This is a genomic window from Natronobacterium haloterrestre, from assembly GCF_900112205.1.
GTDB lineage: Archaea > Halobacteriota > Halobacteria > Halobacteriales > Natrialbaceae > Natronobacterium > Natronobacterium haloterrestre.
In genome coordinates, this window is the sequence record NZ_FOKW01000021.1 from 1 (window position 1) to 14,616 (window position 14,616).

The following is a 14,616-nucleotide window of genomic DNA, read 5'->3' on the forward strand; positions in this document are numbered from 1 at the left end:
GTCGCCAGCGGTGGTTTGTTCGGACAGCAGCGTTTCCATAGGTGAAACTCCCACCGCTCGGGATTCCTCCGCGTTCACGCGGAGGAGGATGTCAAACTGCCGACGATTGATTAGTGCCCTTGATCGGTGAAACAACCGTGAACTCTTGGGATGCAGTCACCGACTCCGAGCCACGTTATTTTTGACGGTGGCTAGCAGAGATGACAGCAATGCAGATTCTCGTCACTGGCGGTGCCGGCTTCATCGGCGGCCACCTCGCCGAACACTTCGCCGGCGAGGGGCACGACGTGGTCGTGCTCGACAACTTCGAACCGTACTACGACCTCGGGATCAAAGACCAGAACGTCGAGGCGGCACGGAACGCCGCCGAGGCAGCCGGGGGCTCGTACGAGTTGGTCGACGGCTCGATCACCGACGAGGAACAGGTCGACGACCTGGTTGCTGGGGCCGACGTCGTCTATCATCAGGCCGCCCAGGCGGGCGTCCGCAAGAGCGTCGAACAACCGGAGAAGGTCAACGAGTACAACGTCGACGGGACGATGACGCTGCTCGAGGCGGCTCGGCGGCACGATATTGAGCGCGTCGTGCTCGCGTCCTCGTCGTCGGTCTACGGCAAGCCCGAGTACCTGCCGTACGACGAGGACCACCCCACGACGCCCGTCTCGCCGTACGGCGTCTCGAAGCTGGCGTCTGAACAGTACGCTCGAGTGTACAACGAGGTCTACGGCCTGCCGACCGTCGCGCTACGATACTTCACCGTATACGGCCCGCGGATGCGGCCGAACATGGCGATGACGAACTTCGTCTCGCGATGTCTGCACGGCGAGCCGCCGGTGATCTACGGCGACGGCACGCAGACGCGGGACTTCACCTACGTCGACGACGTCAAGCGGGTCAACGCACAGCTTCTGGAGGACGACAGTGCCGACGGCGAGATCCTGAACGTCGGCTCGACCGACAACATCGACATCCAGACGCTCGCCGAAGTCGTTCGGGACGAGATCGATCCGTCGCTCGAGTTCGAGTACACCGATCCGCGAGAGGGCGACGCCGAACACACTCACGCCGATATCTCGAAGGCCAACGAGCTCCTGGGATACGAACCCGCGGTCGATATCCGCCAGGGGGTCTCGACGTTCATCGACTGGTATCGGGCAAATCAGGAGTGGTACGATCCGCTCGTGCGAAACTCCTGATCGGTCGATCCTCGTCGAACTGCTCGAGCGATTTCTCCCCGCTCCGTCGCCTCTCGTTCGCATCTGTACTGAGGGTCGTATTTATCGGAGATTCTCCGGCGACGTACACTTCATCTTCCGTTCGTAAACGTCAACGACGAAATATGAAATACATTATGTCGCTCGTGGGTGTGTCATCGCACGAATGTTTACGGGCTGGCGGTACCGGGTAGTGAGTGCCCTCGGCGTCGTCACGTTGACCGTCGGGGCGGTACTCGCCGCGAACCACGAGCTCTCGCAGTCCCTGTTTACGACGTACGTCCCCGTGTTCAACCGTCTCGAGGTGACCGTGCTATCCGGCGAGGGGCTCTACTGGGCGATCGCATTGAGCGTGCTCGCGGTCGTCGGGGCGCTGGTGCCGCTCTACAAGCCCCAGCCCCGACGGGTACTCGACACCGTCTTTCTGGCGCAACAGCGGGTACTGGTTGCCGCGTTCGCGCTCGCGACGCTTGGCTATTTCAACTACTCCTACCGGCTCCCGCGGGCGACGCTGGTGATGACGTTCGGCCTGCTGTCGGTGGCGATTCCGGGCTGGTTCGTCTGGATCCGGCGTCGGCCGACCGACGGGTCGGAGCGACTGCTCGTCGTTGGAGACGATCTGGAACAGATCGAGGAGATCACGCCGTCGATCGACGCGCCCGTGCTGGGATATCTCTGTCCCTCCGTCGTTGGCGTTCGCGACGAACTGGCGTCGCTCGAGCCGGCTGCGGACGGTGGTGTGGCTGTGGACTCGGAGGAGGGGGTAGGTGTCGGGCGTCCACATCTCGAGTCGCTGGATCGGATCGGCGGGCTGTCGCGACTGGAAGATGCCTTGCTCGAGTTCGACGTCGACACCGTCGTGCTGGCGTTTCGCCACGCCGACCGCGCGGAGTTCTTCGGGGCCTTGGACGTCTGTCACGAGCACGGCGTCGACGCGAAGGTCCACCGGGAGTACGCCGACAGCGTACTGGTGTCGGAGGGTGCGGTTGGGGAGCTAGTCGACGTCGACGTCGAGCCGTGGGATCCGCTGGATCACCTGGGGAAACGGCTGTTCGACATCGTGTTCGCGGGGGTCGGCATGGTGGTGTTCGCGCCACTGATGGGCGTGATTGCGGTTGCGGTCACGGTCGATAGTCCGGGGCCCGTGTTATACAGTCAAGATCGGACTGCAGGGTTCGGTGAGACGTTTCCGGTGTATAAATTTCGGACGATGATTCCAGAGGGTGAGTCGGCGACGCCGTCTGACGACGAGGAAAACGATCGGATCACGCGCGTGGGACGGGTCTTGCGCCGGACGCATTTGGACGAGTTACCGCAGTTGTGGTCTATTTTTGTTGGAGATATGAGCGTCGTGGGGCCCCGGGCCGCGTGGACCGAAGAGGAGGTCCTGTTGGAGGCCGATGCGCCCGCCTGGCGGAAACGGTGGTTCGTGAAACCCGGGTTGACCGGGCTAGCACAGATCAACGACGTTACTAGTACTGCGCCCCGGGAGAAGTTGCGCTACGACCTCGAGTACATTCGGCGACAGTCGTTCTGGTTCGATCTGAAGATCGTGGTCAGGCAGCTCTGGGGTGTGCTCGAGGACGTGTGGGGAACGGTTCGTCAGTAGGGTCGAACTCGATCCCCTTGTTTCTCGAGCGTTTCGATGCGGGTCTCGAGGTGATCGAGGAAGAGACGACTCACGTCACGACAGTTATCATATCACTACCGATAGCTTTCGTGGGTAACGCCGGGGATATTCCCGAAGTGGCCGTCTCCAGCCAGAACCGGTTCATCTCGTTCCAGGGCAGTTGCTGCAATTGCGGCGTCGCCTTTCCCGATACCCGGGCCGTCTCCGTCGTCCGTAGTGGCCATTCGCTCCCCGAGCAATCGCCCCGCACGCCGTGAGATGCTCGGAGTCATCTCCACCACCGGGTAGGAATCGAGAACAGCTTCGACTTGCTGTCGCTCCTCGAGAGTATTTGCTACCTTTCCGACGCCAATGTAGAGCTCGAGAACGGTCATCGACGGGATGACCAGGGGGATGCTCTCCGCCTCGAGTTCCCGCTCTTTCTGGACGGCCGGTTCGACGTCGTCGATGACGTCCAGCACGAAGCTCGTGTCGACGATCATTCGAATCGCTCCGCGACCTCACGGACTTCATCGCGGTCTGCCTGATCAGCGGTCTCGATGGCGTCCCGCATTTCGTTCACCTGCTCGTCGTCGAAGACGTCGCGGAGATCGCGGAGTGATTGCCCACCGATGAGCCGATCTACGGCGTCACTGAACGACTCGTCGTCACGTTTGTTCGCTTTGATGCGTTCGTAGACATCGTCCTCGAGGCGGATCTGCCGTGACATTCTTGTTGACAGCGTTGACGCTCTACGTGAATCAAGGTTGGGGTGTGGGAGTACATACCTCGGTGTCTCTGGGTCGCACTCGAGAAGCTGACGAACCGAGCGAACGATAGTGAAAGAGCTTCTGTCGGAGAATCGGCCCTGGGTCGACTGCAGCGGCGATACTCGTGGACCGGGTTCTTGATTCACTCGCCCTGGAGTCGTGCTGCCGCAGCCGTGACTCGCTCTCGAGTATCTTCGACCGTCGGTTTTTCGTCTGTCAGCCGGTCTGCAAGCGTTCGGTATCGATCACTCGAACCGAAGACACGCGTTCCGCGAGTGAACACGACGTGTGCAAATGCCGACGGGAGAGTATGAATATCGACGAGGTCGACGTCGTAGTCGAGTGTCGCCTCGAGGTCAGCGTGAAGTTGCAGATACGCCGTCGTATACCCATCGTCCGTTGGCCGCCACTCGGCGAACTCGATCGCCAGATCGAGATCAGCCGGCTCAGCGTCGGGATCCGCTGCCGATCCGAATACGATCGCAACAGCGACGTCGTGACTCGCACAGACGGATCGAAGCCGCTCGAGGTCGTCCCCAGTGAGGGCGGTATCTGGCTTCGACGGCATCGACCGACCCTACGTGTCACCGGCAGTTACCACCTTCCCCGGGACCGTTTCGAACCTCGGTGGGTCCGTCGGATCTGGGTGTATTCGCTCTTGCAGGCGTTCTCCCGCTCGAGTCTCTTCGGATCACATCTCGCTCGGTATCGTTCTACTGTGAAACGCTCGAGAACGGCTACCGAAACGATTCCCTGCAGGCATGGGGTCGCGTTCGTTCTGGATCGCCAGTTCGACGTCGTCGATGACACCAGTCGACGGGACTTCGTGCTGTGTCTCGAGTGACGGTGTGAGTCGGCCTCGAGTGTGTTCGGTGTTCTATCGCGCTGACGTGGATCGAACGACATATCCGCATCCCTGAAAACCGGTACGATAATGCGGATTCTACGGGTCGCACAGAAAGTCTATCCGGACGTGAAAGGCGGGGGGCCGTACCACGTCCACGCGATGTCGCGGGATCAGGCGGCGATGGGACACGACGTGACCGTGTTGACGGTACGGCAGGATCCCGACTTACCCCATATCGAAGAGCGAGACGGGTACACCGTGGTGCGGTACGATCCCGCGGTGAATCTGCTCGGGAACGATATCAGTCCCGGCGTCGCGCAGTATCTGGCTGAGGCGGAGGCCTTCGACGTGATCCACGCCCACTCGCACCTGTACTTCTCGACTAATTTGGCTGCGTTGAAGCGGTTCCTGGGGGATATCCCGCTGGCGATTACGAACCACGGGTTGTACTCGCAGAACGCACCCAAGTGGATCTTCGATCTGTATCTGCGGTCGCTTGGTCGGTGGACGTTCAATCAGGCCGACGTGGTGTTTTGCTATACTGACGAGGATTGCGACCGCGTGCGGGAGTTCGGCGTCTCGAGTCGGATCGAAGTCGTGAACAACGGCGTGGACACCGAGCGATTCACGCCCGACGGACCTGCATGCGAGCGGATCGATCACGACGGGCTGGTCGTGCTGTTCGTCGGGCGACTGGTAGAGGGGAAGCGGCCCCAGGACGCGGTGCAAGCGGTTTCACGGCTTGCTGGAGAGCGGGACGTGAAACTGTACATCGTCGGTGACGGGCCGATGCGGGCGGAACTCGAGGCGATGGCTGACGGGAGCGTCGAGTTTCTCGGACAGGTCCCCTACGAGGAGATGCCCGCCGTGTATCGGGCGGGGGACGTGCTGGTGTTGCCGAGTCGGGCCGAAGGGTTACCGCGGACCGTGCTCGAGGCGATGGCGTCAGGGATTCCGGTCGTAGTGAGCGATTTGGAACAGGTTGTGCCCGTCGTCGGCGACGGCGGCGTAACTGTGCCCGTAAGGGACGTCCCGGGATTCGTCGAGGGGTTAGAGGCGGTGCTCGACGGAAACGTGGGAGATCCCCGAGGGCAGGTTGCGGAACAGTTCGGTTGGACGGAGACTGTCAAGCGGACGACCCGGCTGCTCGAGGAGCTGTGGAAGTCAATTTCTACGAAGTGAGATTCTACTAAGTACCTCTTCCAGCGCGATTGGGTCGTTATAATCGATGAGTTTCCGTACTTCGTCGAGACACGCTCGGGGCCTCTCTCTGATATCCAGCGTATCGTCAATCAAGACGTGGCCGACAGCAGCGCCACGCTGGTCCTGACGGGATCGCCAACCGGAATGATATACGAACAGTCAGTTGACGGCGGGCCACGCTGTACTGCCGTCTCTCGCAGACGCCCAACGAACAGATCGAACTCGTGCAACTGTCGTTCGAAGTTCGGCCCAGCGTACGACCTGGAACAGCAGGTGGCTACCTTCGGCATTTTCGGCGATACACCCCGTATTTGCGTCCCTCGATAGTGTTCGAAGCGTCGGCAAGAACGTCATCAGGACGCTTCTGGATCTCGCCAGCTCACCCACGACGAACCCGAGACGATATTCCAGATGGAACTCAACGAGGTCGATCGGTTCTTCAGACTGCTCGAATCGATGGCACGGGGCAATCTCGAGCGCAACAAAATCGCGTATAGGCCGGCTTGTAGATCCGCGATACGAACTATTGCGTTGATCGGCCGGAAACGCTTGCCCTGATTGTACGACACCAGTCCGTCATCGTCGATCCGAGGTCGACGTGTCGGATCCGCTATCGAATCTCGGATCGCCTGTTTCGGTTCTGGTTCGGATTCATCTATGACCAGTCAGGTCGCTTCAATCGCGTTCGATGACGCCATTACCCACGTAACAGCGGATAACGTCGACGCGTTCGGCACGCAACTTCTCAAAACACTCGCGAGAGAGTATAAGTCAGAGATAGACCCGATATTTAGATGGGAACAAACGGTCGCAGAGACGATTGAGGTGCTGGAGCGGTTGCCGGGAAAAAGTAGCTGGCGTACTACCTTCGAATCGCTTTGAGGAAGTACTGATTCCCGCGCTCGTGGACTCTTTTGTACTGGTGGCCAGCATCGGTAATTCGGGCTTCAAGTTCGTCCGTGCTTCCGCCGTATTCCTCGATTCGCGACGGGTGGACCTCCAGATAGAGGGCTTCTACACCTTCAAGAATAGTCTCCATCCTCCTCAAAACTCGGAGTTCGGCTCCTTCGACATCCATTTTCACTATTGAAGGTTGAGAAATAATATTCTGGTCGACGAGGCTGTCGGCCTCCACCGTCGATACTTGCATTCCCTCCTGATCGTCGGTCAGTGCATACTGTCCGTCTCCTGCGCTCCGCGAGGACAACCCCATTTGGCCCGTCGTCTCGTTGAGCGCTTCCTGACGAACCGTTGCCTCGACCCCGTTCAACGCGACGTTGCAATGGAGTCGTTCCCTGTTCTCCGGTGCCGGTTCGAACGCGACAACCGAGACGTCGTCAGCTGCCCGGCCGGCGAGACAGGTGTAGGTTCCCATGTTCGCGCCTACATCTCAGACTGTATCGCCATCTGTGACGTCGGCAGCGAACTGCTCCATGATGGGTTGTTCGGCATTGAACGAGCGCTGGCGCTCCCAGGCGGAGTAGGTTTCCGTCCTATACTGTACGCTGACACCGGCTATCTCGTGGGTTTGGATGTCCTCCGTGAACTGAACAATAGCGCGACCGTAGATGCCACGGATGAAACTGTGCATCCCGGTTTCGACTGCAACTTTTCTGGCTGGACCGGTGTAGAGAGACTTCAGTTTTCCGTGAATTGCTTCCAACGGTGGACTAGTCGACATAGTTTAGCTCAATTACCTAAGTGGGATAAGTTTGCTTATAGGTTGTGTATAGGGACAGTTTTCGGGCCGACGCTGGAGAGAGAATCGAAATATCCTCCATTTGACGCGGTTGTCGAATGTGCCCAGGGGGAGCAAACACCGAAGGTGAATAAATGCTTTTATTGTGTGCCGCGAAGGTGTTCCTCCTACGTATGAATTTCCTGTTCCTTTCGGTCGATAGTCTCCGACCCGATTACGTCTCGTTTCTCGACGGTGATTCGCCGACGACTCCGTTTCTCTCAACGCTCGCAGAAACATCGACTGTGTTCACCCACGCCATCTCTCCTTCTACATGGACACTTCCGGTCCACGGATCAATATTCACGGGGCTGTATCCGCCGGAACACTCCGTCTCCGACGTGGATGAGTCGCTCGGCCCAACCGACACACTAGCCGAACAGCTCGCAGCCAGGGGATACGACACTGCGTCATTCGCCGGAAACGGGTGGTTAAATGTGGGTGAAATTCTCCGGGGATTCGACCACCACCACATTTCCCCGCCACTATCACGATACTGGGTGGATATGGTCCGTCGTGGCGTCAAAGAGAGGGACGCCTCTGCAGTTTATATTGGTCTCAGCAACCTCGGGAAAGCACCTCTCGATGTTCTTCGCGAAAAACTCGTCCGAAACAATCACCACGATTCGCGCATTGTCGAACGGTATTCAGAGTACCTCGACGGAACGTCCGAACCATTCTTTCACTTCGTTCATTTGAACGGTGTACACAACCCCTATGCTCCGCACATCGATCAATATCGTGAGTTCGGGGAGGGTTCTATCTTCGGCGTCCGGGAGACGATACAGTATCAGAAGGAACTAATTCGCGATAGACCTCTGCTCGCAGCCGGAAAAAAGCGGTTCGACAATGGGTACGAGGAGGACATCAAAGACCTCTACCGTGGCGCTATACGTCAAACCGACGAGAACGTCCGTACTATCGTCGAACTGCTTGAACGGAAAGGTCACCTCGAAGATACGGTCATCGTTGTATTTGGCGATCACGGCGACCATCTCGGCGAAGAGAACCTTTGGGGACACCAGTTCACGATAGCGGATGAAGTAATTCGCGTCCCACTGCTCATAAGGGACCCTTCAGATCATCTCGCTCCGTCACGTCGTGAAGATGTTGTTCAGTTACACGACCTCTACTGCACCGTTCTCAGTATGCTGGGTGAGGACTGTCCGGCCTCTCACAGTTATGACCTCTCATGCGCCAAGCGAGATACTGCGTTCGCCTACTACTCGGTTCCGGAATCTCATCTCGAACGAGTGCAACGAAACCACCAGTTAGATACCGCTGAGTTACCGCCGACTAAACAGTTCGCGGCTTGGCGAAGTCCCTCGAACAGAGCGACGTGGTATCCGGAACCGGACGAGGCAACCGGTGACTCAGACCTACTCGAGGACCTCAAAGAGCACTACGCCGCTCTCGATCCAATCCGGAACCAGAATTCGGCCGGTATCGACCGCCAAACCGAAGAGAACCTCCGTGACATGGGGTACCTCTGATGACAGTAACTGACTCCCCTCGGGTAAGTGTGGTTATTACGACATACAACGAGGAAGCGTTTATCCGGGAAGCGCTCGAATCGATGCTGAAGCAGACGCTCTCGGACTTCGAGATCGTCATCGTCGATGATGGATCGGAGGACTCAACAAAGGAGATACTAGCCGAGTACGAGGACTCCGAGCGAATTCGGATATTCTACTCAAAGCACATCGGCCGGTCCGGCGCGTTGAATACCGCCATCGACGAAGCGAGGGGGGAGTACATTGCCGTGGTCGATCCCGACGACCTCTCGGAGGAGAATCGGCTCGAGGTCCAGGCAGCGTATCTCGACGACCACCCTGACGTTGGAATCGTCGGGTCGGCGTACGTTGCGAAAAACGAAATCCGGTCCGAATCCTACATCCGGGAGTACCCCACCGACGACGCCGCTATTCGGCGAGCTATGGCGAAATATATCCCCATCCCGCACAGTTCGATTATGGCGAGGCGCAAAGCTCTGATTCAGGCCGGACTGTACGACGGGACAAGACGCGCTATCGTCGACCTAGACCTGATGATACGCGTCGCCGTCGACTGGAAAGTAGCCAACCTCCCTGAACCATTGATTACCCGGTCTATCCGGAAAGAGAGCAGTTTCCACTCAATGTTCTCTTCGACGAGCAGGCACTTCAAATTGTTCGGACTACACCTCAAGGCAGTTCGCCTTCTAGAACTGCCGCGACACTACTATCTCTATGCGCTGGGACACCTACTCTATCATTTCTTCCCGAAATCAGTGAAAAAACAGGTTCGACGGCTGTTTGCCGACTTTACGGAGTCTGAGACGAGATGAGTGCTGACGACAGTTCCTTCCGCGTTCTCTTTCTCACGCCGGCGATGGGAGTCGGTGGCGTGGGCAGACAGCTATTTGGACTGTCGAAATCACTCTTAGAGAAGGGGCATGAGGTACATATTCTCTCTCTCACACCGATCGGGAATTTTGGTCATAAAGCCCGTTCGGCAGGCATTTCAGTAAGGAGTCTGAACGTCGAGAGTAAACTACTGGCCCCGATTGTCGTCTGGAAGATCCGGCGTGAGATACAGTCGTTTGAGCCCGACATTGTTCACGCCCACCTATTCCACGCGATAATCTCCGGGCGACTGGCCAGTATCGGGCTGGACGTAACGACAATCTCTACGTTCCACAACGTCCACGACAGGAATCCCGAGACCGAACGACTGCTGGAGGAGACGACGCTTCGCGATCGGGTCTATTCGCTCACCGACACCCTGTCGGCGATGAATACGTTCGTAAGCGACACCGCGATGGAGCGGTACATCGCCGCTGGTGCCGTTACGAGGGAGAAATCGACGCGGGTGTACAACGGTATCAACGTCGACAAGTTTAGTTCGTCGTCGGTGGAGGTGGACCGGCCGGGTGGATTCCTCTGGGTGACTGTCGGGAGTATCGAGAAGCGCAAGGACCATGCCACCCTTCTGGAAGCAGTCGATTCGTTACAAGACACGAGGGAAGATTTCACAGTCTGGATACTCGGCGAGGGACAGTTGCGAGAATCACTTGAACGAAAAGCAAGGCAGTTAGGCCTCGAACACCACGTTGAGTTCAAAGGGGAAGTCTACAACGTCCCGAAGTACTTGAACGTGGCTGACGGGTTCGTCCTCTCCTCCCGATGGGAAGGGTTCGGACTGGTAGTAGCTGAGGCAATGGCCTGTGGGCTTCCGGTCATCTCGACAGACGCTGGCGGGACATCGGAAATAGTTGTGGATGGAGAAACGGGTTTCCTGGTGGAGCGTGGAAATCCAGACGACCTAGCTGCGTCGATGGCAACGCTGATGGAACTTCCAGCTGCCGAAAGGGCAACCTACGGCACCAATGGTAGACAGCGAGTCAAAGAAATGTTCAGCATCGAGAGTGCGACCGAGAACTGGGAATCGATCTACGCTTCGTTTGCATGATGAAAATGAACCATCCTGACAATGATTCCAGTCAGTTTGAATTCGCCGGTGAGAGCGTAAGCGATACGGTTCTCTCTGGAGTGGTGCTGGTCCTTCTGGTAGCGATTATTCTCCAGTATACACTGCTTCCGACGAGCGTCGTCTACGCACTCATCACTCTCGTATACCTCCTGATAGTTCCGTTGCTGGTACTCTACAACGACACGATAGAAGTCAACTCAACTTATACGAAACTGTATCTTGTGTTCGCGGCGTTAGTGTATCTGCGGTTGCTTTTCGAACCATCGCTCGGCAACCTGGCACGTCTCGGAGTACTGTTCACGTTCACAACAGCGAACATCTTCGTTATCCCGTCGCTTCTCCCACTCCGTCAGTTTCTCTCTGTCACGGCCAGGGTGAGCGCGCCTCTGGTTGTCGTTGGGTTGTTCCCGTATCTCGGGTTGCCCGTCCAGTTTGGGTTCGTCGATCTATCGTTGTGGGGTGCTCGTATCTACTGGTACGAAAGTTTAAATCCAATCACGAGCGTTTTTTCTAACCCAAATCAGCTCGGCGGGTTGGCTCTAGTTGGAGGACTCGCCGCTCTGCACGAGTGTTTCGAGAACCGAACAAGAACTGCTGGCGCACTTCTTCTCGTAAATTCGGCTGGGTTACTGCTTACGAACTGGCGAACTGGATGGATAATATATACTTTATCAGTTGGATTGTATTTGGTTTACTTCCTCAAAGGCAGACAATATCTCACTGTTGCCATAGGTGGTTCTTTAATATGTATTACCGCCGCTATCTTGATGGCTTTCGACGTCCTCCCAGGGCCGAGTGTCCTATCGGACCTGTCGTTTGGTAACCGGCGGCCCCGCTGGGTTGCGAATGTCCGGGCATTCCTCGACCAACCACTCTGGGGATACGGATTCACCGGTATCACAGATTTCGAGGGGGGTGCCGGGAATCCACACAACAGTTATCTCCGGATATTCACCGGGTTCGGAATCATCGGCGGCATATTATACTTACTTATCGTCGTAGGAACGGCCATCGGCAGTGCACGCCGGGCAGTATCCTATCGGGATGCGACCCTCGCTATCTTGCTTACTGGTTTTTGTATCCTCCAGATATTCAACCAACTCTCCTTTATTGGGATCTCGATGCGTTCTACCTTTATTGCTATAATGATAGGGTATTACATCACCGGAGCGGGTCAGTACAAGGAGTGAGACATTAACCATTTAACGTACTCGCTTAAGTGGAGACAGGGCAAACATGAGACCAACTACCAGAACGACCAAGAGTTTCGAATAGATCTCTGATAGAAGTGCAATTACTCCACGTAGCCAAGATCACGAAGTCTGTCCGAAACGACCTCCGACTCAACGATAGACTGATCCCGCGAATCGAATTCAGTGATGATCTCCCGCCGCTCCCCGCGTGTGTACTCTAACCAAGGTACCTGAACAACAGGATCATCGTACAGTCCTCGTGGATGGCCATACTCCCGGATCGGAATTGGTGATGCCCGCTCGCCGACGTAGTTCCCGTGGTCGGAGGTGACAACTGTTTTTCCTGGCACCTCAGCCAACAATTCCTCCACGTGATCTAGTACGTATTCCAGGTTAGCGGTGTAGATCTCCCAGAGTTCTTCTCGGGGGGGTTCAATTTCTCCTATGAACTTTTGTGCCCAGACGTTTTCACCATCGGGAGAGTCCTCCCCGTTCTCAATCGTGTTCAGATGACCTTTGTCAAAATCCGTGTCCGCTGAGACGAATGGGTAATGAGGCTGCATATAATGGACAACAAGTCGCTTGTGAGGGTACTGTTCGTATGCTTCTATTGCGGCCTCAGTCATCGTGTCGGCGAGAACAGTCCCTGTCTCTTCGTCCCAATCTTCGTTGAGCCAGACATTACTGACGTGGTGAAATTTCACGTCCCACTTCTCCCGGTTGCCTTCGAGTTGCGGGTTCGCCGTTACGTACACTGTATCTCGGAGGTCCCGATCAGCAACGTTCGCCTTGAGCCATTCTGAAGTCGCGGATGCTTTGGACTCTTTCGCAGTAAGTGTCCCCTCAATGTGATTGACCTGTTCGAACATGTCGTAGCGGCACGCGTCGAGAATGACGAGATTGTCCCAGTCCTCGTCGAATACGTCTACCCCCTCACTGTTTTCTGACCGGAGACCCCCGCGTCGGTGGTACGTCCGGTTCAGGCCCCGGGCGAACAGCCGCGGGTTCCTGAATGCGCGCTTCAATCGGTCAATAGTTTTCATATTATGATCCTGTCTGGATCGCCAAATATGTCTTCGGATATTGGGCAAAGCACGAAGCGCAAGCTATTCCAGCGTCCGTTTCAATCTGCTAGCAATGCGTATTGCCTTCGTCCACCCACGGTTTCCCTCCGCGGAAGGGACCGGGGCAACCCACTCCGCGACACAGATCGTTACTGGACTCGCTGATGCCGGCCACGAAGTCTGTGTATACTGTACCCGTTCACCGGACGAAAGTGTGGAACAGACTGAAATGGAACTACGTCATCTCTCTGGAAACAGTAGCCACCCCCACACGAGTACGCGACTCAACAAGGAGATTATTGCTCGTCGCGACGAACTGCGTGAGTTCGATATCGTGCACAGTTACCTGACGCCGCTGATTCCCTCTATTGCTCGAATCGGGAAAGATTCGGACGTCGGGACAGTCGTGACCTTGAACGCCTACGGGGGTACGTGTGCAAAGAACGATCTTCTGTATCTGGATCGAGAGCAGTGTCAAAGTAAATCAACGCTGAAATGTCTCAACTGTATCTCGCGTACCGGATTTGGGGGAGACGACAACGGATACCTGTATCAAACAACCAGCCAGTTGTTTTCACTTCGGCTGGTAAATGCTGGAGAGAGTAGACTCGAATATATCGATGGGTTCCGGGCACCATCGGGACACGTCCGGGACAACTACGTCCGGTTTGGGTATGACCTCAACAAAATCGAGACGATCCCACACCCAGTCGACGAGCAATTCTTGGTGCCTCACGAGAGTGACTTTGCTGAACCCTACCGAATTCTCTACGTCGGTTCGTTGGCCCATCATAAGGGTGTACAGAAACTCGTCCCCCTTGTGGCTGCACTAAACACTTCGGGAACCCAGTTCGAACTGACGGTCGTTGGGACTGGTGGGCTAGAGGAGCAAATGCGATCACAGGCCGAGAACTATGGCGTCGAACACCTGATTGACTTTCGAGGATTCGTCCCAAATGCCGACCTACCTGCAGTCTACGCTTCTCACGACTGCTTTATCCACCCGGGAATTTGGGAGGAGCCCCTTGCGCGCGTCTATCTCGAAGCGCTCGCGACCGGGACACCGATCGTCACCAGCGAATACGGGACCATCGACGAAATCGTCGGAGATGCCGGCCGACTCACAGATGGCTCCGTCGAGGAGTTTCGGGACGTACTCCTAGAAATTACCAAATCAGGAGAAATGGCTGGAATGTCCGAAGCTACAAGTAAGCAGGTAACACAATTCAATCGTTCGCGGATTATTGAAGAAATTGAGAACTTGTATGCCGGCGCGACAGCGTGATCCTGACTGTCAGTTTTGTTCACCTGTACTTCAAGTGAATCTGCCACGCATTCGAATAGGATTCAGAAACATCAATACCGATACTACCGAAAGAGTTCGCGATACGTGGGTATGACTCGAATTCGAATATTCGTCTTCACTTTAGCTGGGAACCGAGAGACAGCTACCGCTTATCGGCGTAACTTTCTGAAAGGGATGAGGAGGCGAGTCTGTGCACGACAA

13 protein-coding genes and 1 pseudogene are annotated in these 14,616 nt (G+C 56.5%); 8 read left to right on the forward strand and 6 right to left on the reverse strand.

Going from position 1 to position 14,616, the window contains the following annotated elements; genetic code table 11:
- Window positions 1-209: 209 nt before the first annotated feature.
- On the forward strand, window positions 210-1,196 hold the full coding sequence (locus BM113_RS21375; RefSeq protein ID WP_089790108.1) for a GDP-mannose 4,6-dehydratase: 987 nt from the start codon (window positions 210-212) through the stop codon (window positions 1,194-1,196).
- Window positions 1,197-1,380: 184 nt separating this feature from the next.
- Entirely contained in the window at window positions 1,381-2,823 is a 1,443-nt protein-coding gene (locus BM113_RS21380) for a sugar transferase (RefSeq protein WP_089790110.1), read from the forward strand.
- Between the two features lie 95 nt (window positions 2,824-2,918).
- On the opposite strand, the gene BM113_RS21385 is transcribed toward BM113_RS21380, so the two are convergent.
- From BM113_RS21385 to BM113_RS21395, 3 genes are all read right to left on the reverse strand, one after another.
- A complete protein-coding gene (locus BM113_RS21385; RefSeq protein WP_089790112.1) occupies window positions 2,919-3,326 on the reverse strand; it encodes a PIN domain-containing protein in 408 nt (135 codons plus the stop codon).
- Window positions 3,323-3,553 carry an antitoxin VapB family protein gene (locus tag BM113_RS21390; RefSeq protein ID WP_089790114.1) on the reverse strand — a complete coding sequence of 77 codons (231 nt, stop codon included), beginning with the start codon at window positions 3,551-3,553 and terminating at the stop codon, window positions 3,323-3,325. Before BM113_RS21390 ends, BM113_RS21385 begins: the two co-directional genes overlap by 4 nt.
- A 182-nt stretch (window positions 3,554-3,735) precedes the next feature.
- Entirely contained in the window at window positions 3,736-4,161 is a 426-nt protein-coding gene (locus tag BM113_RS21395) for a nucleotidyltransferase domain-containing protein (RefSeq protein WP_089790116.1), read from the reverse strand.
- A 366-nt stretch (window positions 4,162-4,527) separates the two neighbouring features.
- Here BM113_RS21395 and BM113_RS21400 point away from each other — a divergent pair, with 366 nt between their 5' ends.
- On the forward strand, window positions 4,528-5,622 hold the full coding sequence (locus BM113_RS21400; RefSeq protein WP_089790118.1) for a glycosyltransferase family 4 protein: 1,095 nt from the start codon (window positions 4,528-4,530) through the stop codon (window positions 5,620-5,622).
- A gap of 883 nt (window positions 5,623-6,505) precedes the next feature.
- Here the strand turns inward: BM113_RS21400 and BM113_RS21410 are convergent.
- Together BM113_RS21410 and BM113_RS21415 are read right to left on the reverse strand one after the other, a co-directional pair.
- Window positions 6,506-7,021, reverse strand: a pseudogene (locus BM113_RS21410) (FkbM family methyltransferase); the annotation flags it as partial.
- A 12-nt stretch (window positions 7,022-7,033) separates the two neighbouring features.
- Window positions 7,034-7,324: a hypothetical protein gene (locus BM113_RS21415; protein WP_143095880.1), complete on the reverse strand. Its 291-nt coding sequence runs from the start codon at window positions 7,322-7,324 to the stop codon at window positions 7,034-7,036.
- A 191-nt stretch (window positions 7,325-7,515) separates the two neighbouring features.
- On the opposite strand from BM113_RS21415, the gene BM113_RS21420 reads away from it, so the two are divergent.
- From BM113_RS21420 to BM113_RS21435, 4 genes are read left to right on the forward strand one after another with little or no spacing between them, the layout of a single operon-like run.
- Window positions 7,516-8,874, forward strand: a complete 1,359-nt coding sequence (locus tag BM113_RS21420) for a sulfatase (RefSeq protein WP_177209256.1) — start codon at window positions 7,516-7,518, stop codon at window positions 8,872-8,874.
- A 29-nt stretch (window positions 8,875-8,903) separates the two neighbouring features.
- Window positions 8,904-9,707, forward strand: a complete 804-nt coding sequence (locus BM113_RS21425; protein WP_177209257.1) for a glycosyltransferase family 2 protein — start codon at window positions 8,904-8,906, stop codon at window positions 9,705-9,707.
- Entirely contained in the window at window positions 9,704-10,831 is a 1,128-nt protein-coding gene (locus BM113_RS21430) for a glycosyltransferase (protein WP_089790130.1), read from the forward strand. The genes BM113_RS21425 and BM113_RS21430 overlap by 4 nt, the downstream gene beginning before the upstream one ends.
- 5 nt (window positions 10,832-10,836) lie before the next feature.
- A complete protein-coding gene (locus tag BM113_RS21435) occupies window positions 10,837-12,042 on the forward strand; it encodes an O-antigen ligase family protein (protein ID WP_143095881.1) in 1,206 nt (401 codons plus the stop codon).
- Window positions 12,043-12,146: 104 nt separating this feature from the next.
- On the opposite strand, the gene BM113_RS21440 is transcribed toward BM113_RS21435, so the two are convergent.
- Entirely contained in the window at window positions 12,147-13,088 is a 942-nt protein-coding gene (locus tag BM113_RS21440; protein WP_089790133.1) for an alkaline phosphatase family protein, read from the reverse strand.
- Between the two features lie 94 nt (window positions 13,089-13,182).
- Here BM113_RS21440 and BM113_RS21445 point away from each other — a divergent pair, with 94 nt between their 5' ends.
- Window positions 13,183-14,394 (forward strand): glycosyltransferase family 4 protein, encoded by a 1,212-nt coding sequence (locus tag BM113_RS21445; RefSeq protein ID WP_089790134.1) that lies wholly within the window; start codon window positions 13,183-13,185, stop codon window positions 14,392-14,394.
- Window positions 14,395-14,616 lie beyond the last annotated feature (222 nt).

Coding starts and splice junctions, on each gene's coding strand:
- BM113_RS21375 (WP_089790108.1), top strand. CDS start 210: ATGCAGATTCTCGTCACTGGCGGTGCCGGCTTCATCGGCGGCCACCTC.
- BM113_RS21380 (WP_089790110.1), top strand. CDS start 1,381: ATGTTTACGGGCTGGCGGTACCGGGTAGTGAGTGCCCTCGGCGTCGTC.
- BM113_RS21385 (WP_089790112.1), bottom strand. CDS start 3,326: ATGATCGTCGACACGAGCTTCGTGCTGGACGTCATCGACGACGTCGAA.
- BM113_RS21390 (WP_089790114.1), bottom strand. CDS start 3,553: ATGTCACGGCAGATCCGCCTCGAGGACGATGTCTACGAACGCATCAAA.
- BM113_RS21395 (WP_089790116.1), bottom strand. CDS start 4,161: ATGCCGTCGAAGCCAGATACCGCCCTCACTGGGGACGACCTCGAGCGG.
- BM113_RS21400 (WP_089790118.1), top strand. CDS start 4,528: ATGCGGATTCTACGGGTCGCACAGAAAGTCTATCCGGACGTGAAAGGC.
- BM113_RS21415 (WP_143095880.1), bottom strand. CDS start 7,324: ATGTCGACTAGTCCACCGTTGGAAGCAATTCACGGAAAACTGAAGTCT.
- BM113_RS21420 (WP_177209256.1), top strand. CDS start 7,516: ATGAATTTCCTGTTCCTTTCGGTCGATAGTCTCCGACCCGATTACGTC.
- BM113_RS21430 (WP_089790130.1), top strand. CDS start 9,704: ATGAGTGCTGACGACAGTTCCTTCCGCGTTCTCTTTCTCACGCCGGCG.
- BM113_RS21435 (WP_143095881.1), top strand. CDS start 10,837: ATGAACCATCCTGACAATGATTCCAGTCAGTTTGAATTCGCCGGTGAG.
- BM113_RS21440 (WP_089790133.1), bottom strand. CDS start 13,088: ATGAAAACTATTGACCGATTGAAGCGCGCATTCAGGAACCCGCGGCTG.
- BM113_RS21445 (WP_089790134.1), top strand. CDS start 13,183: ATGCGTATTGCCTTCGTCCACCCACGGTTTCCCTCCGCGGAAGGGACC.